Annotated in this window: 23 protein-coding genes and 1 tRNA gene; 9 read left to right on the top strand and 15 right to left on the bottom strand. The window is 61.5% G+C overall.

Going from position 1 to position 22,648, the window contains the following annotated elements:
• Positions 1–16 precede the first annotated feature (16 nt).
• Positions 17–1,150 carry a winged helix-turn-helix domain-containing protein gene (locus ACO057_RS18045; protein WP_421994019.1) on the bottom strand — a complete coding sequence of 378 codons (1,134 nt, stop codon included), beginning with the start codon at positions 1,148–1,150 and terminating at the stop codon, positions 17–19.
• A 149-nt stretch (positions 1,151–1,299) separates the two neighbouring features.
• Between ACO057_RS18045 and ACO057_RS18040 the strand changes: the two genes are divergently transcribed.
• On the top strand, positions 1,300–1,773 hold the full coding sequence (locus ACO057_RS18040; protein WP_421994017.1) for a VOC family protein: 474 nt from the start codon (positions 1,300–1,302) through the stop codon (positions 1,771–1,773).
• A gap of 27 nt (positions 1,774–1,800) precedes the next feature.
• Here the strand turns inward: ACO057_RS18040 and ACO057_RS18035 are convergent, their stop codons facing one another.
• The 5 genes from ACO057_RS18035 to ACO057_RS18015 form a co-directional block, all read right to left on the bottom strand.
• Positions 1,801–2,760 carry a Bug family tripartite tricarboxylate transporter substrate binding protein gene (locus ACO057_RS18035; RefSeq protein ID WP_421994015.1) on the bottom strand — a complete coding sequence of 320 codons (960 nt, stop codon included), beginning with the start codon at positions 2,758–2,760 and terminating at the stop codon, positions 1,801–1,803.
• A gap of 59 nt (positions 2,761–2,819) precedes the next feature.
• Positions 2,820–3,785: a Bug family tripartite tricarboxylate transporter substrate binding protein gene (locus tag ACO057_RS18030; protein WP_421994013.1), complete on the bottom strand. Its 966-nt coding sequence runs from the start codon at positions 3,783–3,785 to the stop codon at positions 2,820–2,822.
• A 22-nt stretch (positions 3,786–3,807) separates the two neighbouring features.
• On the bottom strand, positions 3,808–4,773 hold the full coding sequence (locus ACO057_RS18025; RefSeq protein WP_421994011.1) for a Bug family tripartite tricarboxylate transporter substrate binding protein: 966 nt from the start codon (positions 4,771–4,773) through the stop codon (positions 3,808–3,810).
• 141 nt (positions 4,774–4,914) lie between these two features.
• A complete protein-coding gene (locus ACO057_RS18020; protein WP_421994009.1) occupies positions 4,915–5,874 on the bottom strand; it encodes a hydroxymethylglutaryl-CoA lyase in 960 nt (319 codons plus the stop codon).
• A gap of 24 nt (positions 5,875–5,898) precedes the next feature.
• Positions 5,899–7,119, bottom strand: a complete 1,221-nt coding sequence (locus tag ACO057_RS18015; protein WP_421994007.1) for a CaiB/BaiF CoA transferase family protein — start codon at positions 7,117–7,119, stop codon at positions 5,899–5,901.
• Positions 7,120–7,267: 148 nt separating this feature from the next.
• Between ACO057_RS18015 and ACO057_RS18010 the strand changes: the two genes are divergently transcribed.
• Positions 7,268–7,936 (top strand): GntR family transcriptional regulator, encoded by a 669-nt coding sequence (locus tag ACO057_RS18010; RefSeq protein ID WP_421994005.1) that lies wholly within the window; start codon positions 7,268–7,270, stop codon positions 7,934–7,936.
• A 546-nt stretch (positions 7,937–8,482) separates the two neighbouring features.
• Positions 8,483–9,781: a tyrosine-type recombinase/integrase gene (locus tag ACO057_RS18005; protein WP_421994003.1), complete on the top strand. Its 1,299-nt coding sequence runs from the start codon at positions 8,483–8,485 to the stop codon at positions 9,779–9,781.
• 292 nt (positions 9,782–10,073) lie between these two features.
• On the opposite strand, the gene ACO057_RS18000 is transcribed toward ACO057_RS18005, so the two are convergent.
• Positions 10,074–10,973 carry an MBL fold metallo-hydrolase gene (locus tag ACO057_RS18000; RefSeq protein WP_421994001.1) on the bottom strand — a complete coding sequence of 300 codons (900 nt, stop codon included), beginning with the start codon at positions 10,971–10,973 and terminating at the stop codon, positions 10,074–10,076.
• A 31-nt stretch (positions 10,974–11,004) separates the two neighbouring features.
• Positions 11,005–11,637, bottom strand: coding sequence for a DsbA family protein (locus ACO057_RS17995; RefSeq protein ID WP_421993999.1), 633 nt, complete (start codon positions 11,635–11,637; stop codon positions 11,005–11,007).
• 129 nt (positions 11,638–11,766) lie between these two features.
• Between ACO057_RS17995 and ACO057_RS17990 the strand changes: the two genes are divergently transcribed.
• From ACO057_RS17990 to ACO057_RS17980, 3 genes are all read left to right on the top strand, one after another.
• A complete protein-coding gene (locus tag ACO057_RS17990) occupies positions 11,767–12,675 on the top strand; it encodes a LysR substrate-binding domain-containing protein (protein ID WP_421993997.1) in 909 nt (302 codons plus the stop codon).
• Between the two features lie 278 nt (positions 12,676–12,953).
• Positions 12,954–13,024 (top strand) — tRNA-Phe (locus tag ACO057_RS17985).
• 385 nt (positions 13,025–13,409) lie between these two features.
• Complete coding sequence (locus tag ACO057_RS17980) at positions 13,410–13,928, top strand: DUF6650 family protein (RefSeq protein ID WP_421993995.1); 519 nt, start codon at positions 13,410–13,412, stop codon at positions 13,926–13,928.
• Positions 13,929–14,268: 340 nt separating this feature from the next.
• On the opposite strand, the gene ACO057_RS17975 is transcribed toward ACO057_RS17980, so the two are convergent.
• On the bottom strand, positions 14,269–14,544 hold the full coding sequence (locus ACO057_RS17975; RefSeq protein ID WP_421993993.1) for an endonuclease domain-containing protein: 276 nt from the start codon (positions 14,542–14,544) through the stop codon (positions 14,269–14,271).
• A 479-nt stretch (positions 14,545–15,023) separates the two neighbouring features.
• Between ACO057_RS17975 and ACO057_RS17970 the strand changes: the two genes are divergently transcribed.
• Positions 15,024–15,524, top strand: a complete 501-nt coding sequence (locus ACO057_RS17970) for a hypothetical protein (protein WP_421993991.1) — start codon at positions 15,024–15,026, stop codon at positions 15,522–15,524.
• 3 nt (positions 15,525–15,527) lie between these two features.
• On the opposite strand, the gene ACO057_RS17965 is transcribed toward ACO057_RS17970, so the two are convergent.
• Genes ACO057_RS17965 through ACO057_RS17955 form a run of 3 tightly spaced genes read right to left on the bottom strand, consistent with a single transcriptional unit; the run spans position 15,528 to position 18,897 of the window.
• Positions 15,528–17,369, bottom strand: a complete 1,842-nt coding sequence (locus ACO057_RS17965) for a hypothetical protein (RefSeq protein ID WP_421993989.1) — start codon at positions 17,367–17,369, stop codon at positions 15,528–15,530.
• Positions 17,366–17,890 (bottom strand): ABC-three component system middle component 2, encoded by a 525-nt coding sequence (locus tag ACO057_RS17960; protein ID WP_421993987.1) that lies wholly within the window; start codon positions 17,888–17,890, stop codon positions 17,366–17,368. The genes ACO057_RS17965 and ACO057_RS17960 overlap by 4 nt, the downstream gene beginning before the upstream one ends.
• Complete coding sequence (locus ACO057_RS17955) at positions 17,887–18,897, bottom strand: ABC-three component system protein (RefSeq protein ID WP_421993985.1); 1,011 nt, start codon at positions 18,895–18,897, stop codon at positions 17,887–17,889. The genes ACO057_RS17960 and ACO057_RS17955 overlap by 4 nt, the downstream gene beginning before the upstream one ends.
• A 229-nt stretch (positions 18,898–19,126) precedes the next feature.
• Here ACO057_RS17955 and ACO057_RS17950 point away from each other — a divergent pair, with 229 nt between their 5' ends.
• Positions 19,127–19,948, top strand: coding sequence for a hypothetical protein (locus ACO057_RS17950; protein ID WP_421993983.1), 822 nt, complete (start codon positions 19,127–19,129; stop codon positions 19,946–19,948).
• 235 nt (positions 19,949–20,183) lie between these two features.
• Entirely contained in the window at positions 20,184–21,125 is a 942-nt protein-coding gene (locus tag ACO057_RS17945) for a hypothetical protein (RefSeq protein ID WP_421993981.1), read from the top strand.
• On the opposite strand, the gene ACO057_RS17940 is transcribed toward ACO057_RS17945, so the two are convergent.
• From ACO057_RS17940 to ACO057_RS17930, 3 genes are all read right to left on the bottom strand, one after another.
• Positions 21,097–21,444, bottom strand: coding sequence for a recombination protein NinG (locus ACO057_RS17940; protein ID WP_421993979.1), 348 nt, complete (start codon positions 21,442–21,444; stop codon positions 21,097–21,099). The genes ACO057_RS17945 and ACO057_RS17940 overlap by 29 nt on opposite strands.
• A gap of 305 nt (positions 21,445–21,749) precedes the next feature.
• Positions 21,750–21,950 (bottom strand): hypothetical protein, encoded by a 201-nt coding sequence (locus tag ACO057_RS17935; RefSeq protein WP_421993977.1) that lies wholly within the window; start codon positions 21,948–21,950, stop codon positions 21,750–21,752.
• 166 nt (positions 21,951–22,116) lie between these two features.
• Complete coding sequence (locus tag ACO057_RS17930) at positions 22,117–22,551, bottom strand: hypothetical protein (protein WP_421993975.1); 435 nt, start codon at positions 22,549–22,551, stop codon at positions 22,117–22,119.
• Positions 22,552–22,648 lie beyond the last annotated feature (97 nt).

The following is a 22,648-nucleotide window of genomic DNA, read 5'->3' as shown; positions in this document are numbered from 1 at the left end:
GCCAAGCCCTCTCGCATCACTCGTCCGGCGTCGAGGCCAATTGAAATTTCTGGAAGCGCGTCAGCGCCTCGTCGATCCTGGCTTTCAGCCCGTCGCGTTCCTTGGCGATCCAAGTCCACTTCTGCACGAGCAGCTTCTTCGCCTGCCGATCGGTCTTGAGATCGATGGCGGCGACAACCTCATCCCCAACGACGACCGGCAGCGCGAAATAGCCAAGAATGCGCTTGGGAGCCGGAACATAGGCCTCGAAGCGATGGACATGGCCGAAGAACGCTTCAAGCCGCTTGCGCTGGATCACCAGCGGATCGAAGGGCGAAAGGATATGGATGCGCGGCTCCACCAAAGCGGATCTTTCCAGGGTGGCCGGCTCTGCCCAGTGGGCGACCTTCTCGAAGCCGTCGATCTGCACGGGCACGAGCCGCTTGCGGCGCACCTCGCCCTCGATGACGGCCGCCACCCGCGGCTTGGAGGAGAGGCTGCCGTAGCAGATGGAATCGAGGCTCACGACGCCCTGAGCGTTGAGCGCGCGGCGCAGCATATAGGCGGCGGTCTGCGCCTCGGTGGCGAGCTTCGGGCCAGTGCGCCAGCCGAAATGCCGCGTGGCGAGCTCATAGGTCTTCACCATGCCGGAGCGCCGGGAGATCACGAGGTCGCCGCGGAAGAAGCCGAGCTTCAGCACGCGCTTGGATGGCTTACGGCTGGCCCAGGGATGCGTCTTCTCGACCAGCACGTCGTCATCGATGTCGCGGATGGTGAGAGGGCCGTCTTTGCGGATTCGTCCGAGCATCGCCGCGTAATCCGCAGGGTCCACATCGGCAAAGTCGGCATTCGGCATGGCGCGGGCGCGCTCCATCGCCGGGAGGAAGAACCGCCAATCCTCGGAGGCGACATAGGCGAGGGCGTGGGTCCAGTACTCGAAAACGGACTTGTCGCCCGACTGCGCCTGTTCGAGATCCGCACGCCGGTAGCTCGGGATGCGCGTGTGCAGGATGTGGTGGTGGCTGCGCTCGATGACGTTGATCGTATCGATCTGCACATAGCCGAGATGGGCCGTGGCCGCGCGCGTGGCCTCGGCGCCGGCGCCGAAGGGCGCTTCCTCGTCGAGGCGCTGGGCGCGCAGCCAGGCGGCGCGGACCTGGGCGGATGTCATCGTGGCCGGCGGCTTCGCGCTTCGGCGCGGAGGAGGTCGCATGGGTTAAGCTTCCCCCTCCCCCGCCCCGCGGTAAAGCCCGACGGGACGGAGAATGCGAAAAGCGGTCCGTCGCCCCCATTCACGCTTCAGAATGAAAGGAGATTTCCATGCCCAAGAACACGATCTGCATCTGGTACGACAAGGAGGCCGAGGCCGCCGCCCGCTTCTACGCCGAGACCTTTCCCGATAGCGCCGTCAAAGCCGTCCACCTCGCGCCCGGTGACTACCCCTCCGGGAAGGCGGGCGATGTGCTGACCGTCGAGTTCACCGTCGCCGGCGTCGCCTGCCTCGGTCTCAACGGCGGCCCGGCCTTCCGGCACAGCGAGGCCTTCTCCTTCCAGATATCGACCGAGGATCAGGCGGAGACCGACCGCTATTGGAACGCCATCGTCGGCCATGGCGGCCAGGAGAGCGCCTGCGGCTGGTGCAAGGACAAATGGGGCATCAACTGGCAGATCACGCCACGCGCGCTGTCCGACGCGATAGCGGCTGGCGGCGACGAAGCCCGGCGCGCCTTTGCCGCCATGATGACGATGAGCAAGATCGACGTCGCCGCGATCGAGGCGGCACGGCGCGGCTGACCTTTGCTTCCGCTTGGCCTCGGCGGGTCAGCCCAGTGTCACGCCCGCGCTGCGCACGACCTCGCCCCAGAGACGGGAATCGCGCGCGATCAGCGTGGCAAAGGCATCGGGGTTGCCCGGCATCGGATCGGCGCCCTGCTCGCGCAGCTTGGCGGCAACCTCGGGCTGGACGAGAGCCTTGCCGATGCTTGCATTGAGCTGCGCGACGATAGCCTCCGGCGTCCCTGCGGGCGCCAGAACGCCGAACCAGGACGACACCTCGAAGCCCGGCAGCGTCCGTCCGATTGGCGTCACCTCCGGCAGCTGCGCGATGGGCTGCGCGCCCGCCACGCCCAGCGCCTTCAGTGCGCCGGCCGAGATTTGCGGCAGGATCGTCGGCGCGTGGTCGATCATCATCAGCACGCGCCCCGCGACCAGGTCCGTCATCGCCTGGGCGCTGCCGCGATAGGGAACGTGCGTCAGTTCCACGCCCGCACGCGCGCGGAACAGTTCCGAGGCCAGATGCGTGATCGAGCCCTGGCCGGAGGAGGCGAAGGTGATCCGTCCCGGCTCGGCCTTCGCCCTGGCGATCAGCCCGGCGACATCCGTCACGCCCAGCGAGGGATGCACCGCAAGCACCATTGGCACCGAAGCCACGGCGCTGACCGCGGCGAAGTCGCGCGCCGCATCATAAGACAAGCGCGCATAGAGGTGCGGCGTGATGGACTGAGTGGCCGTCGTGCCGAGCAGGAGCGTGTACCCGTCGGCCGTGGATTTTGCGACGGCCTCGGCGCCGATGGTGCCGCCCGCGCCCGTGCGGTTCTCGGCGACGAAGGACTGGCCGTATTCCGCCTGGAGCGACTGCGCGACGGCGCGCGCGAGAATGTCGGTCGCGCCTCCCGCGGCGAAGGGAACCACGATGCGGACGGGACGCTGCGGCCAGGCGCCTTGCGCCCGGGCGAGCGCGGGAAAGGCCAGGCTGGCGCCCAGCAGGTGACGTCGGCGCATGGCCGTTCCTCCATTTTTTATGGGCGGAGGCTAGGGGCGGCGACGTCCTGCGTGAAGGGTTACTGGGCCTGGATTCCCGCCGCCTGGAAGATTGCCGGCCAACGGCGCGTCTCCTCGGCGATGTAGGCGACCGCCTCCTCCGGCGTGTTGCCGACGGTGCGCTCGACACCAAGCTCCGCGAGGCGCGGGCGAAGCTCGGCCAGCACGGCGGCGATCTCCCGGTTCAGTCGCGCGATCACCGGCGCCGGCGTGCCAGTGGGCGCCAGGATGGTCTGCCAGACGCTGAAACCGGCCGTCGGAAAGGCTTCCGTCACGCTTGGCATGTCCGGCAGTGCCGTCATTCGCCGCGGCGTGGAGACGGCCAGCGCGCGCACCTGTCCTGACTGCACCAGAGGCAGGGAACTCAGACTTGCATCATAGAGCATGTCGAGATTGCCCGCCGTGATGTCGAGATAAGCCGGGCCGCTGCCGCGATAGGGCACGTCCGTCATCTTGAGCCCTGCCGCTTGCAGCAAAAGGATCGAGACCAGCTGCAACGTGCCGCCGCCGCCCGTGGTGCCATAGGTGTAGCGGTCCGGCGCGGCACGCACGGCAGCCACGAAATCCTCCAGCGTGCGCCAGGGTCGCGAGGCGGGAACCACGAGCATCATCGGGCTTTCCGCCACGATCGTGACGGGGACGAGATCCTTCTGGGGATCATAGTCCAGCGTCGTGTAGAGCAGCTTGTTCACGGCATGGCCGTTATTGGTGAAGAGCAGCGTGTAGCCATCGGGCGCCGAGCGCGCGACCGCCGAGGCGCCGATGTTCCCGCCCGCTCCGCTGCGGTTCTCCACCACCACGCGCTGCGGGAGCCGCTGGGACAGCCTGTCGGCGATGAGGCGGCAGATCACATCCGTCGCCCCGCCCGGTGCATAGGGCAGCACCATGCGGATGGGCCGGGCGGGCCAGACCTCCTGCGCGAGAGCGGGCGCGGCGAGAAGCATGGGCATGCCGAGCGCCAGGCGGCGCGAAACCTTCGTCGTCATGGACGCGTTTCCTTTTCTTGGTTCATTCGATCGTGAGGCCCTGCGCCCGCACGAGATTCGTCCAGCCGACGATCTCGCGGTCGATCCGGCTCGCGAGCGTCTGCGGATCCTCATAGCGGACGAAGGCGCCGGCCAGCAGCGCGCGTTGCTTCACGGCCTCCTGCTGGAGGATGTCGCGACATTCCCGAGTCAGCCGTTCCACGATGGGGGCCGGCGTGCCGGCCGTCCCCATCAGCGAGAACCAGGCTTCGGCGGAGAAGTCCTGCAGCCCCGCCTCGGCCACCGTCGGCACTTCGGGCATCGCCGGGTGGCGCTCGGTCGAGGCCATGGCCAGGGCCTTCAGCTTGCCCTCGCGCACGAAGGGCAGCGCGGGCGGCGGCGTGGTCATGTAGAACTGGATGCGTCCGGCCAGCACGTCGTTCATCGTCTCGCCCGTGCCGCGATAGGGCACGTGGACCATGTCGATGCCCGTGCGGTTCTTCAGCAGCTCGGTGCCAAGATGCTGCATCGATCCGCTGCCGGAACTCGCATAGTTCAATCGGCCGGGATGCTGCTTCGCGTAGTCGATGAATTCGGCGAGCGTGTTCGCGGGGATGGACGGGTGCACCATCATCACCTGCGGCGCCTCGATGAGCAGCGCGATGGGTGCGAGGTCCTTGCGCGGATCGTAGCCGAGATTGGATTCCAGGGCGGGGCGGCCCGTGAGGCTGGCGCAATAGGCCAGCATCAGCGTGTGCCCGTCCGGGCGCGCCCGCACCACCGGCATCACCGCAAGGGTGCCGTTGCCGCCGGGGCGGTTGTCCACGGTCACGGGAACTCCGAGCTTCTCGGAAAGCGGCGGCGCGATGAGGCGTGCGGTATAGTCGGTGGTGCCGCCTGCGGGGCCGCTGACGATCAGCAGAATGGGGCGCGTCGGAAAGGATTGGGCTCTCGCAACAAGGGGAGCAGCCAGCATTCCAGCCAGAAGCGGGCGGCGGCGTAAGATCATTATTTCCATCCCTTTGAGACAGGGGTTTACCCCCTCGCCCCGCCGGGAAAACGCGTTTCCCGGCTCTTATTCAGTTCATCGAAGGTGCAGGAAACTGAGTTTCCTGCTGGGGTCCAGCGGCAATGCCCCTGGCCTTAACTCTTATGCCGCCTGCTTACGGAAAAGCCCCAGGCTGCCCGCATGGATCAGCTCGCTCGGCAGCACATGCCCCACGATCTCCTCCGCCATGCGGCCGACCTCAATCAGCTTGTCGAGGTCCACGCCCGTCTCGATCCCCATCTCCTGGCAGAGCATCACCAGCTCCTCCGTGCAGATGTTGCCCGCCGCGCCCTTCTGGCCCGCGAAGGGGCAGCCGCCGAGGCCGCCCACGGTGCTGTCGAACTGCGCCACGCCCATCTTCAGGCCGGCATGCGCGTTCGCCACGGCAAGTCCGCGCGTGTCATGCAGGTGAAGCCCGATCTTCTGATCCGGCCAACGGCTGCGGACCTCGCCCACCACGCGCTCGATGCGGTGCGGCGCGCCCCAGCCCATGGTGTCAGCCAGTGAGATCCGCTTGATCTCCGCGCCATATTCCTTGGCGATGGCGAAGCCATCCTCCAGCGTCGAGATCACCTGCTCGGCGGTGATATCGCCCTGGTAGTTGCAGCCAAAGGCCGCCATCACGCCGATGCGCTCGACCGGCACGCCGTGCGAGAGATGGAGCGCCGTCTGCTTGCGCATCGCCTCCAGGTTCTCGGCATGGCTGCGGTTGAGGTTCTTGCGCGTGAAGGCCTCTGACGCCGTGAGCGAGATGCTGCCGGTGATGTGCAGCTTGTCGCGGAAGGCGAGCGCGCGCTCGAGACCGTTCCCGTTGAACCAGAGCGCCGTGTACTGCACGCCCGGCTTCGCCTTGAAGCCGGCGATGACTTCGGCGGCATCGGCCCAGCCGGGCACCACGCGCGGATTGACGAAGGAGCAGGCCTGGATGTGGTGCAGGCCGGTCTCGGCCAGCGCCTCGATGAGGCGGATCTTGTCCGCGGTCGCGATCGGGCCGGGCTCGATCTGGAAGCCCTCGCGCGGGCCTTCCTCGTGGATGTCGATGGATGTCGGCATGTCGGTCATGGATGGTCCTTCCCTGTCGGCCGCCTAGGCGCCGCCGACGATGCCGCGCTCGACGAGCACGGTGCTTTCTTCCCCGGGGATGCCGAGCTCGGCCAGGATGGCCAGCGTGTCCTGCCCGATCCGGCCGGGCTGCGAGCGCAGGCCGGTGTCGTGATCGCCCATCTCGATGGGCAGGCGCGGCAGCTTCACCACGCGCCCGTCGCCGATCTCGACATTGAGCATGCGGCCATGGGCGTTGAGCTGCGGGTCGTCCGGCAGGTCGCCGGGGCGCGCGACGGGGGCGAAGGGGATGGAGGCGCGCTCGAAGATCTCCGCCAGCTCGTCATGCGTGCGCTGGAGCATCAGGTCGGCGATGACCTTCTTGAGCATCGGGCGCGCGGCCACGCGGTCCTCGTTCGTCTTCAGCTTCGGGTCGTCGCGCAGCGCGTCCAGACCGAAGCTGTCGCAGAAGCGCTTCCAGTGCTGGTCGCTGGTGATGCCGAGGAAGATCTGCCGGTCGTCCGAGGTGGCGAAGGTCTCATAGATGGCCCAGGCGCCCTGGCGGTCGGGCATGGGCGGCATGGGCCGGCCCGTGACGACCTCACCGGCCATGTGCGAGGCCATGAGGAAGCCCGCGCTCTCGAAGAGCGCCGACTTCACCAGCTGGCCCTTGCCGGTGCGCCCGCGCTCCTGCAGGGCGGCGAGGATGCCAACGACGCCGAGCACGCCGCCGAGGATGTCGCAGACCGAGGCACCGGCGCGCAGCGGCTGCCCGGGCGGACCCGTCATATAGGCGAGGCCCGACATGAACTGCACGATTTCATCCAGCGCAGGGCGCTTCTCATAGGGGCCGGAGAGAAATCCCTTCAGCGCGCCGTAGATGAGGCCAGGATGCTTGGCAGCCAGTTCCTCATAGCCGAAACCCAGCCGCTCCATCGTGCCGGGCGCGAAGTTCTCGATGAGGATGTCGGTGTTCTCGAGCAGGCGCGCGATGACCGCACGGCCCTCTGGCGCCTTGAGATCGACGGCGAGGCAGCGCTTGTTGCGGTTGAAGGTCGCGAAGAAGCCGGCGGCGAAGCCCGAGAGGCGGCGTGTACGATCGCCCTCCACGGGTTCGATCTTGATCACCTCCGCACCGAGATCGGCCAGCACCAGCCCGCAGGAGGGACCCATGATGACATGGCAGAATTCCAGGACGCGAATGCCGGCGAGCGGCAGCGGCTTGCCGGCCGCCTCGCCTTGCGGCGCCTGGGCTTTGTTCGGCATCACATCATCCAAGAGCCCGGTCCCTTCGTGGGCGGCGGGAATGCATGGCCCCCGACGCGATGAGGCGCCGAATTAAATTGGCGCCAATCCTGGCGATTGTTGTAGAAGCGGCGTCACCAGCTCACAAGTCCCCATTCGAAGGTTCCTCATGTCCGCCCAGGTCCGCCCCAAACGCCAGCTTGGCCTGGAGATCGCGGTGATCCTGCGCGCCGGCGAATATCGGGCGGGCGAATGGCTGCGGCAGATCGATCTGGAGCGCCGGCTGGATGCGAATCGCTTCGAGGTGCGGACCGCATTATCGGAGTTGGCGCTCCGTGGAATCGTCGAGCATGTGCCCTTCCGCGGCTTCCGCGTCGCGGTCACCGACATGCGTCGCCTGAAGGACCTGCTCTCGATCCGTGCGCTGCTCGAGGTGGATGCCGCGGTCGCGGCAATGCCGCACGTCGACGGAACGTCGATGGCGCAGCTGGCTGTGTTGGCAGGGGAGTTCGAGCAGGCCTCCGTGCACGGCTCCCACGCGGATTGGAGTCGCACGAACCTCGCCTTCCACGACGCGTTCTATGCGCGAACGCCGAACCGGATCCTGGCTGAGCTGATTGTGGATGCGCGCGACCGGGCGCGACTCTGGCCGAAGGGGCTTTGGCCGTCATTCAGGGCCCTGCAGGAGAGCGCGGCGGGGCATCGGCGGATTCTGGCGGCGCTGACGCTGCGGGATTCGGCCATGCTGGCGCGGGAGATCCGATCTCACATCATGGAGTCGGCGGTAAACCTGCCGACGGAGAATGAAGTGGTTCTGCGCAGCGGAACGGAAGGCTAAGCGCCCGCTCCGAGAGGACGGCACCGCTTGTTGAGATTTTCCACTCGGCAGAGATCAGCGGGGCGAAGATTGCGCGCATGGGCGCGGCACGAACGAAGAAGGAATGACTTCCTGCAAGCTGGGTATTCCCCGGCCCGCACACCTTCCGAATTTTTTGGTAAATCAGCCACCTAAAAAGAGCGGTGGCGCACCCGGAAGGACTCGAACCTCCAACCCCCAGATTCGTAGTCTGGATCAACGCACCGACTAGCATCGTCAAACTTCGCCATTCGCAGCCAAAATCAATGGCCTAAGGCCGGGCCCTTCGACAGGCAGCGACAGCGGCCGCCCCCTTTACTCGATCAACAGAGTCCGCAGAGAGTCCGCCAGCGACCTTCCAGACGCGCGACGAGCGGCCTGCGACGGTGTTCAGCCGGGAGAAATAGCAGTGTTTGTCTTCTCACTTTCTCACCTAAAGATAAGTCCCTGTTTTGCCTTCTCCTTTGCCCGAAAAAATGGGGAGAATGCCCTTTCTCCCCTCTTCTCACTTTCTCACCGGCCCGCCCGATGAGAAGACAGCGCGAGCGAGCGCGCCTCACCAAACGGCTGGTCGACGCCTTCTCCTGTCCGCCGAACCGCAAAGACGCGCTCCTTTTCGATGGCGATGTGACGGGCTTCGCCCTGCGCGCGACCGCCAGCGGCAGCAAGCTCTTCCTTCTGCAGTACAAGCATGGCGGTACTGTCAGGCGCCTGCCGCTCGGAGAGTACGGCGTGATCACTGTCGATCAGGCCAGAACTCTTGCCCAGGAGGCGCGCGGGCGGGTCTCTGCCGGCGGCGATCCACTCGCCGAACGCCGTTCGGCGACGCACGCAGCGGTGCAAGAGAGAAAGCTCGAGCGGGACACCGCCAAAGCCGAAGCTTTTACCTTCAAAGCCATGGTCGAGCGTTGGCGCAAGGAGCACCTCGCACCGAAGCGAAGCCCAGGTTATGCCGCCGAGGCAGAGAGAGCGCTCCTCGTCTCTTTCGCCAAATGGTCGGACAGGGCGGCGCAGAGCATTACCTCGGCGGAGGCGAGCGACGCCTTGGATAAGATCCGCGAAGAACGCGGGCCGGCGGCTGCGAGCCATGCCTTCCGCTATGCCCACGCCGCCTTCAACTGGGCGGAGCGGCGGGAGCTGGTGTTCTCGAACCCAATGGCCCGTGCGGTCGCACCGGAGAAATCAAAAGCAAGGGATCGCGCCCTCACCGACGCCGAACTCGGGACGGTATGGCGTGCCACGGAGAAGCTCGCCCCCCCATTCGGCGCGATGTTTCATCTGTTGATCCTTACACTGCAGCGCCGTAGCGAAGTGGCTGGCATGCGTTGGTCGGAGATTTCCGAGGACGGACAACTCTGGACACTACCGAGCGCGCGAACAAAGAACGCTCAACGCCATATCGTGCACCTGTCGCCGACGGCTCAGGCCGTCATCAAGGCAATACCGCGATTCCAGAAGAGCGACTTGGTTTTCACCACGACAGGCAAGACGCCGGTCTCTGGATTCTCGCGAGCGAAGCAGCGTGTGGACGAGTACGCGGCAGAAGAGCGGCGAAAGATGAAAATCAAGCCGGCCGAGATTCCCGCTTGGCACGTGCACGACCTCCGGCGCACCGGCGTCAGCACCATGGCGCGCCTTGGCATTCCCTCGGATGTCGCGGACCGCATTTTGAACCACCAGGCCAGCAGTACCAACAGCGGCGTGAAGGGGATCTATCAGGTGCATAGTTTCGGTGCCGAGCGGGAGGAAGCGCTTCGCTCGTGGGCGAAACACATCGCCACCGTCGGCGCTCTTTTGGTCCAACCGAAGCTGCGAAACCGCCAATAACATTAGGTAGATCCGGCTTTTCCTGGAGGCGGCCGTTCTGGATGCGCCCCGGAATGGCTGGATCTGGCCGAAAGCGGTCGGACTGCTCTTGCGGGCACACCACCCAAAGCGGTGCCGAGGCGTCGGAAGACGCCAGCGAGGATCGCTTCCGCGCCCACATAGGTGCCGGCGTAGGCAAAGCCCTCCGCCTCGGTCCACTCGGCATCGGGGGCGAGAGCGGCCAGCAGGTTCCGGCCGTTCTCCTCCGAAGATCCCTCGTAGGTGGCGCGGACGATGTCGAGATAGGCGCCCGTCACCCCCACTGCATCTCGCCGGTCGCCACCTTGGCGCCGATGTCGAGCGCCACCTCCATGCCCAGGCCGGGGAAGCGGGTTTTCATCGCCGCGATCAGCGGGGCCGAGGCGGTCGGCGACTTGGCCAGCTCTTCCTCGAAGGCAAGGAGATAGGCCTTGGTGTGCGCCACGCCGGAGAGGTCGGTCGCGGCATTCGGAACCATGTGGCCGGGCACGACGACGGCGGGACGGCGGGCGGCGATCCGGTCGAGCGTCGCGACCCAGGCCGCGCGCTGCTCGCGGGTCTGCGTATCGGCGGTCCAGACATGGACGCCCGAGAAGATCAGCACGCCGCCGAACACCGCCTGAAGGGACGGCACCCAGAGATAGCGGCGGTTGGCGAGGCCCTCGGCATCCACGATCTCGATCGTCTGGCCGTCGACCGTCAGCGTCTTGCCCGGGAAGGCCTCCGGGATCACCACATCGGCAAGGGTCTGTGGGCCGTTGTCGCGGAGTTGCGGGCCCCAGGCGGTCAGCTTCTTCTCCACGCCGTCGCGGATGGCGGCCACCGTCTCGGGCGCGGCGATGATCCGGGCCTCTGGGAAGGCCTCCTTGATGGGGCGCAGGCTGAAGTAATAGTCCGGGTCGCTCTGGCTCACATAGACGGCGGTGAGCCGCTTGCCCGTGGACCGGATGGCTTCAATGACCGCGCGGCCGTCGGACAGCGTAAAGCCGCCGTCGATCAGCAGGGCCTCGGTCGCGCCGGAGACCAGCACGGGAGCGCGGAAGAAGCCCGTCGGCCCGGCGGGGAAATGGCGCCAGCTCAGGTCGGCGGCAGCGGCCGTGCCCATCCCGGCGGGAGCCATGGCTGCAGCCGCGGCGGTGAGCGTCGTCTTCATGATTTCTCTCTTCGTGAACATGGGGCGTCTCCTGGGTGCAAGATGGAAAGGGTCAGGCAGCCCGCAGGCTGGCGAGCAGGCCGTCGTCGTCGGAGAAGAGCGCGCTGGCAGGCACGAGGCGCTGATCCTCACCGTCACCGACGAGAAGCGCCGGGACGCCGGCGACGCCGAAGCGGCGCATCTTCTCGCGCCCTTCCCCGATGCGCCGGCGATAGAGCTCGACCAGGGCTTCGTCCGGCGCACGAAGGCGCTGGGCGGCCTCGCTCAGGCCGAGGCGGCCCAGCACCTCGGCCAGGACGCCCGGGTCGGTCGTGTCGCGGCCTTCGACATAACGAGCGAGCTGGATCTCCTTCAAAGCCTCCAGCTCGCGCGCCGGCGCCGTGGCCGCGACGGCGGCCAGCGCCAGGGTCGCCGGCCCGGAATCGAAGAGGCGCGTATGATCCGCCAGGACCCGGCTGCGATAGTCCTCGCTAAAGGTCTGGCCGGTGAGGCGGGAAATCCGCTGGTCGTTGGACCAGGCATAGGCCGAGAAATTCGCGTCTATCGGCCGGGCACCCTCGCCGGCGAACAGGCCGACCGTGACCAGTTCCAGGTCGACCCCGTCGGTGGAGGCGATCTTCTCCAGCACCGGCGAAGCGCCGTAGCACCAGCCGCAGAGCGGATCGAAGAGGTAGGTGATGTGCATCGCGTCCTCACGCCGTTCTCGTAGGCGGAGAAATGGCACCGCCCGATCGCGGATAGAAGACAAACAAACCTGACGGAGTGTGCGTTAGAACTGGACAATAATCTTGCTGTCCATTTCAACGAAGCCGCCATGAACCTGAATCGCCTGTCCTACTTCGCCGCCGTGGTGAACACCGGCTCCTTCACCCGGGCGGCCGAGCAGCTCGGCATCACCAAGACCGTGGTGAGCCAGCAGGTCGCCCAGCTGGAGCACGAGACCGGAACGACCCTGCTGGTCCGGACGACGCGCCGCGTCCATCCGACCGAGGCGGGCCGCCTCTTCCACGCGCGTTGCATCCTCATCCTGCGGGAGGCGGAGGAGGCCTTCGGCGAGCTTGCGCAAGGCGCGTCGGAGCCGTCCGGAACCTTGCGCATCACCGCGCCCAACGACTACGGCGCCGCCACCGTCGTTCCCGTCGCGGCGGCCTTTACCGCGCGCTATCCGGCCTGCCGGGCGGAGCTGACGCTTCACGACCGCACACTCGACCTCGTCTCGCGCGAGATCGACCTCGCGATCCATGTCGGCTGGCTGGATGATTCAAGTCTCCTCACCCGGCGCATCGGCTCCTTCCGCCAGCTTCTGGTCGGCAGCGCCGCGCTGGCGGATCGGATCGCGGAGGCCCGCATGCCCGAGGATCTCGCGAAGCTGCCCTTCGTCGCCAACATGGCGCTGAAAGAGCCTCTGCTGTGGCAGTTCTCGCGGGACGATCTCGACCGGCAGGCGGTGCGCATGCGCGCCTCCCTCGCCGTCGACACGACGCCCGGGGTGCTCGCCGCGGTTCAGAGCGGCGGGGGATTGTCGGTGCTGCCGGACTTCCTGGTCCAGGACCTCCTGACTTCCGGGCATCTGGTTCATGCCCTGCCGGAGTGGCGTCTACCCTCGGGCGGCATCCACGCGGTCTATCCCGCCGCGCGGTTCCGGCCGGCCAAGGTGACCGTGTTCCTGGAGATGCTCGCTGAAGCGGAGAAGGAGAAATCGCGTCACATGCGAGAAAGCTAATGACAGCTCTCGAGCAAACGATGCGGCTTCACTAAGCATTAGTGGCGCGGTCAAGACGCAAGCCACCCATTTGCAGACGTTCGTTGACAGAATGATCCAGCGGCCGTTTTTGGGGTTCCGCTCCCGATCGATGAAGGACCGAGATGGGCGCAATGACGACCGGCGGATTCTGGCCGAAAGTGGAATGGCGGCTTGAAACCGCCGCACCCATGGAAGCAGACATGGTTCAAACGTAGCGAAGCTAACCCTTGCCTCCGGCGGCGATACTAAGTTTGGAGGCAGCAGCTCATGGCGGACGAAATTGCGACTGAAAATCGCAGTGTCGGTGGTTCGATTCCGCCCCTATGTACGATTCTTTTTCAATAGCTTAGCTCTTCCCGTCCCCGCCAATTTGCTTCGATTTTGCACCCCGCAGAAATTTTGCTCGCTGGGTCGTATTGCCGGGGCCGACCCGTTCTCTTTATGTTCTCATCATGTCAGCGCACCCGCCTTTTCCGCCCTGGCTGGCCGCCGAAACGGTGACGGCCATGCGAGGGGCTGCGGCTAAAGCCCATGCTGCCGGCAGGAACGGCGCTGCGGCGGTTAGGGAGGTCGCCTGGGGCCATTACCCGGCTTTGCCCGCCTCGATGATCTCTGAGGCAGTGGAGGCGGCTCTTGGTGTCGCTGAGCACTAACTGTCCAGCTATGGTAGGCCGTGTATGGTGCCGTTGTGCGATGGGCCGGAAGGAAACTCTATGTCGTCAGTTAGGAAAAAAGCTCTCAAATCAAAGGAGCTGCTTAGTAGGCTTGGTGGCGTTTCAGTGCTCGGCGTTGGTATGAGTTTCAAGCCTACCGAAGCAGAACGGACAGTGGTTCGGGAACTTTTGACCGGCTTTGAAGACAGGCGGGTGCTGTTCGTACAAGCAATCTGGGAGCAGCCGAAATATGTGCTCTCATCCGTCGAAAAGATGCGGGGAGAGCTGACCGGTACCATCAAGCGCTTGGGCGAAGACTCACCAACGGCGGCGGCATGCCGCACAATGAGAGGTGCTTGCCGCGACTTCATGACCGAGTTCGATGGCGACAAGGTCACCGACATGGACCCGGCCTTTGGAAAAAATCGGGATACTGAGAATTTCCTAATGAGACTGGGTGCGCTTCGGGCAACTATAGGTCAGCAAATTGCCCTTCTTGCACACATGTACGAAATCGACTTGGAGGAGCAACTCGCTTCGGTGCTACCTCCACTGCCTGAGTTGGATGACAAGGCCTAAGGGGGTGGTGGAAAGCACACCCTAACCAATACTAATGGAGTGGTGGACGAGGTCTCTTTTACGCATCGCCCACCACTTAACCTCCGGTGGCGACTTACTCCCATCCCATGCCACATCGCGTCGTTGTATCGACGCTTGATCTTCGTTGTGAACCAGCCTGCGACAAGCGTATGGATGCACTCGACAGTGCGCCGGATGAGGCTAGCCGTGAGGGCGATAACTTTCACGCACGATGACTAGCATGGAATTTCTGGCCGATGTAGCGGAGCGAGGGGAGAGGTTCCAATGACAAGGGCTGAAAAAGCAGCAATGGCTAAGCGTGTCAGTGAATATGGGACGGTTAATTCAAGCTTTTTAGTGCAGACTCCGGGATACCATATCGTCGCTTGATCCGGTCCAAATATTTTTTCTTAGCACCTTCCTGGCGCTTGCTTTCTAAAATGCCGAGCCATGAGTTGCAGCGTTCACAGATTAATCCTCGCACGTATCCTGTTTTGTGGCAGTGGCCCGCTACCAATCGAGTGCTTTCGCTTCGCCCTTGGCAAATTTGGCGCACCGCCACTCCTCGAAATAGGGCGATACGATCTTCCCTTGTAAGCTTGTAATATTGATACATTATGCTGGCAGGTACAGTAGGGCTAAAAGCCCGCTAATAAGCGCAACTGGCCTCGCTTGCTTTAATCGGCTGTCTCTCCGAGCAAGCTCTCCTCAGACTGTAAGTAGTCTCCCATCTGGGTCCTACCCCGAGTGTGGTGACGCTCAAGGATCTAGGCTACGTCACCAGTGACCTCATGCTGTATGGTATCCCGGATGCTGCCGGGCCATCGAGCTATAAGTTCTACGATTTAATGGCGCCAGTCGGGGGCTCGTAGGTTCGCCACCCAATCCGACCAGTGATACGCAAAAGCCCAAGGCTTACGCCCTAGACTTTGCGGTTGTGTGCAACCACCAACAGTGAAAGTATAACACGACTGATGCCGGTTACGCGCTCACTGCATGTGATTAGTAGTTTCATGCCCAGAGTATATACCAACTGAATGGTAGCGTCGAATCGCTTGGGTGTGCATAACTGACCACAGCTAGGAGGCGCACTAGATGGACAGCAAACCAAAAGAGGAAGATAGAAAGCTCTTTAATCGGCTGGCGGTAGCGCGACGAGACTTTGAGATAGTGCTCCGGTGTGCTCATATCATTCGGAAGGAAGGCTGGCACCACTCGCAATACGATAGGATGAAGCGCCCCGTGGCGTATTTTCATCAGACGGTCTACATGACTAGTTTGGTTGTGACCTACGCACGACCCTTCACTAAATCTGAAGGCTGGCCAGATTTTCCGGGACGGATGCTGCGGATATATGACGCCGAGGAGCGTCAGCTACATGCCACCCTACTCTCATGGCGAGACGAAATCTACGCACACTCAGACAGTAAGCACCTAGATGTCTGGATGGTCGCATCTGCAAATATCAAACTTGAGGGTGTGATCGGGCCTGATCTCCGCTTCATGCCAGAGCAGCTCACCAAGTTCGTCGCGATGGTTGAAAAGCTCGACAAAACCCTGTTGCATCGTACCGACGAGTTACACGACGAGGTGTGATGCTCACTGCGGGATGAAGCCCCGCCGCTCCGTCGGCCCGGCATCGGGACCAGCGAAGAATTCATACTTTAGGCCTCGCGTCACGTCGGCTGGCGGCTCCTTGTTATCGAAGACGATGATCTGGCTCTTGTTAGCGAGGCCGCTCAGGCTGCGCCAGAAAGCACCCTCAATACTCTTATCGACTGCCGCGTCCGGACGCGCGGTAGCGTCGTCACGGCTCTGCTTGAACGTCGTGAGAGGAGAGTCGAGCAGCACGAAGCCTGGATGAGGTGTCTTATTGGCGATGCAGTACCGCAGCAGCCCCACAGCAAACGCCGCATGCAGCACTGCCCTGACGCCCTGCCCGTGCGAGCGTCGCGGCTTTCCATCAACCGAGATGTCGAACACCTGGTCATCGAATGTCACCCGTCCCGGCCCTGACCAGCCCCACTCCTTGAGGACACCCTCGATCTCTATGCAAAGGCTCAGGAGGGCTTTTTCGTCGATCCCTTCCCAATTCACTGGCGCGTTAGCCGGTGGATTCGCCTCTTGGCTGTATTTCTCATTCAAAGCCCGCAGTTCGACCGCTTGCTCACGCGCGATATCTCTGGCCTGCACGTTGCCGCGACGTCGGATCAATGCTTCCAGTCGCTCTTTCACGTTCACCAAGGCGGGGACGATTTGCTCATCCAGTTCCCTGCCTAGGCGATCCACGCTGCCTTTAAATTCCACGCGCTCGCCGTCGCGGGTTGCGCGCAGTTCCTTAAGCGTTGCTGTAGTCCCACCAAGGTCAGAGCGTAGCCCGAGGATCTTCGAAGCTTCCGCCTTCGCGGCCACTTGGATCATCGGCGCGCTGACGTTCACAGCGAAGGCGTGATGGTGCTCCGCGCTCATTGGCTGATCGCAAAGCGGACACCGCTCCTGTTGGAGGGAATCGAAGAAGTGGCTGCCTTCGGCGACGAAGTCGAGCCGGTCAAGATCCGAGCCATATCGCTCATCGAGCAGCTCGTAGCGGGTGAGCATCTCATCGATGGCAATGATCTGGCCCTCTGCGAACTGCTGGCCTTTGATTGCCTCGGCACGTTCGATCTTTAGACGGTCTTGAATCGCCCGATACCCCTGCATCTCACTAGTCAGCTCAGCAATTGTATCGTCCACAGATTCGATTGTGGAATCGTCTCCACCCCCAGCCTCCTTGTCCTCGATAGGCCTCAACAGTTCGACGAGCAGTTCTACTTTCGCCCGAGCCTTCGCCCGTTGAATAACATCGTCTGGTTCGGCCGCAGGCTTTTTGTCGCCGTTGCCGGTAAGCATGTACGACAACATGCGCTTGCGTGGTGTGTTGTCGAAGCTCGTTACGCCTATAACAGGCGAGGCGATCGAGAAAATTGCGTCTTCGTCTACCAGGAAAATCGGAATGAGCGTTCGTATGGTGAGGCGCTGTGTGTGCCCCTTGACGTTCTTTCTCAGCTCCACGTCGCGCATCCCGGCAAACGGCAACACCACCGATGTAAGATCGTCGGCCGTGCTCTTCGGGTTACGCTTGGGGAGTACCACTTTCCCTGCGCCCCGTATTTGGTCGAGAGGTAGGTTGTATGCGGAGATTTTGCCGCCTGCGAGAGCGCGCTTCAAGGACAGTGTCGCGCCTGCGGTGTTGGCAAGTTCTAACAGCACATACTCGTAGCCATTCGCCTCATCAATCTTGTGGTCCATCTTGGTCGCGCCAAGAATAAAGTCGATGCAGTGGAACATGTAGCTCTTGCCGGTGTCTGAGACGCCGGAGAAAACGTTTGCCCCCCTATCAAAACGCACCGATGCATCGGGTACAGACGGTCCAGTAAGCCGCAGTTCTCGGAGCTGCATCATGATGCTTCGAGCCCCAGGTCCAGGTCACGCAGTGCGGTTAGGCGTTCAAACTCTGCACCCCATCGACCGACGTTGTCCGTCATGTATACCTTTAGCTGCTCATCTCCCATGTCACCAAAGCGATCTTCCACCCAATGAGCGCGATCCATGATCAACCTTGCGTAGGGTGCCTTCAACAATCTTATGAAGGCAGCGGTAAGTTCTGAACCTCTATACAGTATGCCTGCTCCGGTTGCGATTTTGCTGATCAGGCCGCGAGAAAACATATGATTCAGTCCCAGGCTAATGACATCCCTTTTCACCAACCATTCCGATCCACGGTGCGGAACGGCAGGGTGCAGACTTGGAGGACCGTCTACCGCATCACCAGAATGTATTAATAGGTAATCATGGCTGATGAGACGCTGTAGGTCTCGCGCTTTCGGTCCTGCCGCATGCAGCAGAAATAGCATCCGGAACCCGCACTCCAACGGCGTGTTGAATATCCGGGGCATCTCAAAACGAGCGGCACCCTGGCTCATGGCTCACACCATGTGATGCGGTTGGCATTTGCTAGGTGGTGGCAAACGCCTTCCTTATCGAGCGGCTCGGCAATGTTGAAGAGCAGGTGCCCGGCAAGTTGGAGGGATTGGGCGGCTAGAACAGTAGCTCTCAACCGTCGAATACCCTCGATCTGCGGGTCAGTGTACGCGTGGAACAACCCCTCAGCATAACCGTCAAGGAAGGTATCAAAATACGCAGCATCAGACATCTGATCGCGAGCGAGTTGCCGCAAACCTTCGGCGCTATAAAAAGTGATGCGCGATCGTTTGAAGAGCAGGCTCATTTGGCTGGAATAAGCGAAGTCGGTCTCGCCAGCGACGCCTATATCAAGCTCCTTCCCGATCACCGCGAAGAGTTGAAGGATATACCCATTTTCAATCGCGGCTGCCTGCGACGGAGGCGTTGGAGGGGGAGGCCGATCGACTAGCGGATCACCAAAAATCAGACGGTGGTAGCTCGTCTTTCGATGCTCCGCGATCAGCTCAAGCGGCTGCTTTGCCTTAAAAATACTAAAGTTGAAGTCTTCAACGTGCTGGCGAAACGCGCCCTCTAGTTTGATGATCGCGGTGGAGGTGATTTTGCCCGCGCAGTATTCGTCCCAGCCATCCATCATGGCTTTTTTTAACTTGGCAGGATCATCGATCTGGTCCTGAAAATCGTTCGTTAAGCCTTTGTGCGTAACAAACCAGTACTGCTTCGGCACCGTGTAGTCACCATTGTGCGTGTAGTGCAGCACCTTTGCTATCTCGACCGCGGCGACCCCGAACCCAAGTGTCGTTGCGTAACGCTTGCACTGGTAGAGACGCCATCGTCTCGGGGTGACATCAGAAGGGTCAAGCCACACCAACACGTCGCGGCCCTTATCTCCGGCGCCGCCGCGCTGTTGCACCTGATCCACCCCTACCTGGGTGGGCAGGAACTCAGTGGCCCACTCCAGGATGAGGCGTTCAAAATCCTCCGGGCTCATCTGTGCCAGGCGCGTCAAGGGCGGCGTATGCAGCCCCGCGCCGATACTCAGGAGGCGAGCATTGGCGCCCGGCCAAGGAGACGGCTGCGGGACCGCTGAGAAACCACTGAGGCCAACAACCGGCACTTTCGGCTTTCGCGCCACCCATTCCCCCCTGAAGCGTGATTCGCTTACGCTTACGGTAATCTATGGCATGGTCCCTACGCCTCGTCTCCAATGATCTACTTCGTCCGCGTAGGAAACCCGCATGACACCGCTCGTGCCATTTACCTTCGACCCGCCATCATCCGAGTATTTCGATCACCTGGAATACAGTGAGGCTCCGCCCGCCGCGAGCAGCGTGAGATGGCCGTTGCTGGGTATCGAATTCAAACGTCCGGAAGGGGGTTATCCAACACTGGAGGAAATAGCCGCTCTGAATGGAGAGAGATTTAAGGCCTATGGGATTAGCGGTTATAGCATCGATAAATACCATGAATTCCTAGTTGATATTCCCAGCCAAAAATTTATCGGCTTCAAAATGGGTAATGTCGAGGTGACATTCGGCCTTGCTACCCCCTTAGTCGCAGCGATCTTCTATCCGTATCACGAGGAAAAATACGACGGGCCATGGGAGCACACACCGAGCTTGAGGATCACAAACGCGCCTCAAAAAGACGTGGAGGTTACCTTTATTGCGGCGTGTGCAGAGTACGAAGCACGCTTCGGCGTTTGCCCCACTCTTTCGCCGCTAGCAGAGGATTATCCACCTGAGGAAGAGGAGGATGACCGGGTAGATAAAGTTCACACCTTGCCACCAGCAATCGGCGATTTGGAGCCGATGCGCTTCTACCACGCAGCACTACTTCAAAGAGATGCGGCCGCCGCATGTGTATCGTACTACCGAATGTTGGAATACTACTCCTTCTTTGCAAACTTTGGTGCTATGAGCGCCCTTCGCCATGATCGCTCCGTCAGCGATGCTGAGTTTTCACGACAAACCTTGGAGCTGATACGCGCGATGAAAAAGGGCCAATTTTCCGGCTTATTAGTACTCTTGCAACACCGGAGCTGCTCGCTGAGGCTGTAGCAGATGGCCTCATCCAATCGCGCGTACCGAACTTACTAGCCGAGGCTGTTTATAACTTTCGAAATTCGATAGTGCATGGGAAATTCAGCTATGGTTACACTCTGCGTTCACAATCGGTGTTAGAGGAAGACACAGAGTACAGGAAGTGGAAATCCATGCTACATAAGCTGGCAAAGATGGCGCTAGAACGCCACGGCACAAGACGCTTATAGCAAAACAATAAAAGAGATATTCTATGACGCTTGCAGTTGCATGGATACGAACTTTGCGCAACGGGACGGAACTCGTATTTGCTTCCGACAGCCGTTTATGTGGGGCTGGCGACGTCGACCATTGTCAGAAAGTTTTTACCTTGCCGCGGGAAGATTGCTGCATTTCGTTCGCTGGCAGCACAGCCATTGCTTACCCGTTCATATTACAACTACAAAACACAATAATCGACAATAAAAAAACCTTTGACCGCGCCGTTGATATCAACGTCCTTAAAGGATTTGTTATTGGCTTGCTCAATCGCTTTATACGCAACCATGAAGACACTGTCGAAGAAAATTTCGAGGATGAGCTCACTGACACCAGCTTTTTGTTCGGTGGATGGTCATGGAAACGCTCCAAATACTACCTTTGGAAAATCTCGTACGAGCGCCGGAATCGAAAATATATTGCGCACGGCACGGGCATACGCAAAATGTATGGCCTCACTCGACCACACGTAGTACCCATTGCATGCGTAGGCGATTACCAGGTAGAATTTCTCACACAACTTGGGCAAAAAATTGAGGATAAGCTGCTCACTTCGCGTGCAAAACCTCAGCCTGTTGGTCTTGATTATGAACCCCTCTGCGTACCCGCTGAGATGCTAAAAGATGAAACCTATGTGAATCGCAGGGGAGAGTTAAAGGGCCTTATAGCAGGTGTCCCGCAAGTAGCTAAAGTGTACCCTTATCTCAGAACGATGAACTATGCGGTCGAGTGGGATGATGGTCCCAGATTCGTATATGTTCTAAAAGGACGGGTAATCTCTAATCGCGAAACGCTGAGTGGATACGGAATTAACCCATTCACGGGTGAGATTAACCGCCCAAACAAGGGGCCACCTGATGACTACCTAGAGTTCGTCACGGAGCGGGATGGTCGAAATGAGGAAGTGGCTATTGCCGTACCAGATCTTCCGCCCTAGCCACGATCTCCCACACCTCCATCTTTTGCCCTCGGAAGGTCCGATTGTCTCGCTGAATGCGCGCCAGCACGTTATCTCCGTAGCGGCGCTTTAGCTCTTCGCCCATGGCATGCCCGATGTGCGCGGCGGAGAAGGTCAGCCCGACGTTGCAGCTCTTACACTGGAGCGCGATGTTGGTGACATCGAACTTGAACCACGAATGGCAGACTGAGCGGGGGAGCCAATGACCGTCATGGCCTACGCGCCAGTCCGTGAACCGGTGCGGGCAGGACACGCACTTGCCGCCGTATCGCAGATTATCGCGCTCACGGACTACCATCGAGACAACACGCTATAGGCGCTTCTGTGCTGGTGTGCTGCCGTGGGAGCCTGGCTTGAGGTCCATGAACCATTGTGGCGCCTGGTAGCCCTTAAACGGCGAATTTCAGGCTGTAGCACGCTTTCTGGTTTTGACTTTAAAGTAGGATCGCTTCACTCATTTAGTATAACAAATAAACCCGCCAGAAGGTGGACAATCGGCCGATGTACGGCATGCAACGTAGAGGTTGTTATCAGGTGAGCGCGACACTCACCCAGCCATCATATACAACAGCCCGCGTGGCGGGCGGGCTGTGGATTGTCCGACTATGCATCTTGGAATTGCTCGAAGATCTCACGGATCGCTGTGACCGGTACCGAGGGAAACATCATCTCCAGTTCGGACATCGATAACCCTTCCGCTACCATCTCCTCGATCTTCTTGTTGAGATCGATGTCCGGCGTCGCTGGCAGGCGACTGCGGGCTTTCATATAGGCGGTCTCGCCACCTTCCACCGCTACTTGCATCTGTTCCTAGCCGCCTGGCCTTGCCTTTCATTTCCGTTGGCTGAACCTCATCGGTTGAGGCAGGGGCCACCTCTCCAGCCACTGCGGGTGACACCTAGAGAGCCAGTCACAAAAAAGGCGGCTACCGTTTCAGGCGCCGCCTTTGTCGTATCTCGTTAGGGAAGGCTCAAGCGGCCTTGTAATGTCCCTGGTCGGTAGTGATTTTGCCTTCCTTCTTGAGGGCGGCCACGGCATTGCTGATGCTCTGCTCGTGCGACTTCTCAGTAGCATCCATCGCCTTAAGCAAGTCCTGACGGCTGATGCCATCCGGTCTCTTCTTGATAGCTGCGAGAACGTCATCCCGGACGCCAGTGCGACGGGTACCAGTGCCGGAGGCCTTGCGGGCGGCCCTAGGGGCCTTAGCGGCGGCCGCCTTCCCGGGGTTGAAGTAGTTCTCGATGCGCTCGAGCTTGCCGTCGATAGCGGCCAGCTCTTCGTCGATGGTCGCGCGGCGTGCCATCACCTCCTCACGCTGCCTCATGAGGCCGTCCTGGGCTTTCATCATGAAGGCGTCCGGGTCTATATCATCCTTGGGCTTTTTCGCGGCAGGTGTGTCGGACATAGGTAGCCTCCTGAGCTTGTGTGCTTCTCATAAACATACACCATTCCACTAACAAGCGCACAGAGCGGCACTACTAGGCGGTTTACCTTGCGATGAA

This window comes from Roseococcus sp. (genome assembly GCF_965227005.1).
Taxonomy (GTDB): domain Bacteria; phylum Pseudomonadota; class Alphaproteobacteria; order Acetobacterales; family Acetobacteraceae; genus Roseococcus.
The sequence above is the reverse complement of the archived record's forward strand: the minus strand, read 5'-3'. Positions and strand labels throughout refer to the sequence as shown.

What these genes read in the sequence shown, in the direction of transcription:
- ACO057_RS18020 (WP_421994009.1), bottom strand. Translation starts at nt 5,874, where the DNA reads ATGACCGACATGCCGACATCCATCGACATCCACGAGGAAGGCCCGCGC.
- ACO057_RS18025 (WP_421994011.1), bottom strand. Translation starts at nt 4,773, where the DNA reads ATGATCTTACGCCGCCGCCCGCTTCTGGCTGGAATGCTGGCTGCTCCC.
- ACO057_RS17960 (WP_421993987.1), bottom strand. Translation starts at nt 17,890, where the DNA reads ATGAGCCAGGGTGCCGCTCGTTTTGAGATGCCCCGGATATTCAACACG.
- ACO057_RS18000 (WP_421994001.1), bottom strand. Translation starts at nt 10,973, where the DNA reads ATGTTCACGAAGAGAGAAATCATGAAGACGACGCTCACCGCCGCGGCT.
- ACO057_RS18045 (WP_421994019.1), bottom strand. Translation starts at nt 1,150, where the DNA reads ATGACATCCGCCCAGGTCCGCGCCGCCTGGCTGCGCGCCCAGCGCCTC.
- ACO057_RS17990 (WP_421993997.1), top strand. Translation starts at nt 11,767, where the DNA reads ATGAACCTGAATCGCCTGTCCTACTTCGCCGCCGTGGTGAACACCGGC.
- ACO057_RS18040 (WP_421994017.1), top strand. Translation starts at nt 1,300, where the DNA reads ATGCCCAAGAACACGATCTGCATCTGGTACGACAAGGAGGCCGAGGCC.
- ACO057_RS17970 (WP_421993991.1), top strand. Translation starts at nt 15,024, where the DNA reads ATGGACAGCAAACCAAAAGAGGAAGATAGAAAGCTCTTTAATCGGCTG.
- ACO057_RS17980 (WP_421993995.1), top strand. Translation starts at nt 13,410, where the DNA reads ATGTCGTCAGTTAGGAAAAAAGCTCTCAAATCAAAGGAGCTGCTTAGT.
- ACO057_RS17945 (WP_421993981.1), top strand. Translation starts at nt 20,184, where the DNA reads ATGACGCTTGCAGTTGCATGGATACGAACTTTGCGCAACGGGACGGAA.
- ACO057_RS17975 (WP_421993993.1), bottom strand. Translation starts at nt 14,544, where the DNA reads ATGTATCAATATTACAAGCTTACAAGGGAAGATCGTATCGCCCTATTT.
- ACO057_RS17965 (WP_421993989.1), bottom strand. Translation starts at nt 17,369, where the DNA reads ATGATGCAGCTCCGAGAACTGCGGCTTACTGGACCGTCTGTACCCGAT.
- ACO057_RS17935 (WP_421993977.1), bottom strand. Translation starts at nt 21,950, where the DNA reads ATGCAAGTAGCGGTGGAAGGTGGCGAGACCGCCTATATGAAAGCCCGC.
- ACO057_RS18005 (WP_421994003.1), top strand. Translation starts at nt 8,483, where the DNA reads ATGAGAAGACAGCGCGAGCGAGCGCGCCTCACCAAACGGCTGGTCGAC.
- ACO057_RS18010 (WP_421994005.1), top strand. Translation starts at nt 7,268, where the DNA reads ATGTCCGCCCAGGTCCGCCCCAAACGCCAGCTTGGCCTGGAGATCGCG.
- ACO057_RS17940 (WP_421993979.1), bottom strand. Translation starts at nt 21,444, where the DNA reads ATGGTAGTCCGTGAGCGCGATAATCTGCGATACGGCGGCAAGTGCGTG.
- ACO057_RS18035 (WP_421994015.1), bottom strand. Translation starts at nt 2,760, where the DNA reads ATGCGCCGACGTCACCTGCTGGGCGCCAGCCTGGCCTTTCCCGCGCTC.
- ACO057_RS17950 (WP_421993983.1), top strand. Translation starts at nt 19,127, where the DNA reads ATGACACCGCTCGTGCCATTTACCTTCGACCCGCCATCATCCGAGTAT.
- ACO057_RS17930 (WP_421993975.1), bottom strand. Translation starts at nt 22,551, where the DNA reads ATGTCCGACACACCTGCCGCGAAAAAGCCCAAGGATGATATAGACCCG.
- ACO057_RS18030 (WP_421994013.1), bottom strand. Translation starts at nt 3,785, where the DNA reads ATGACGACGAAGGTTTCGCGCCGCCTGGCGCTCGGCATGCCCATGCTT.
- ACO057_RS18015 (WP_421994007.1), bottom strand. Translation starts at nt 7,119, where the DNA reads ATGCCGAACAAAGCCCAGGCGCCGCAAGGCGAGGCGGCCGGCAAGCCG.
- ACO057_RS17995 (WP_421993999.1), bottom strand. Translation starts at nt 11,637, where the DNA reads ATGCACATCACCTACCTCTTCGATCCGCTCTGCGGCTGGTGCTACGGC.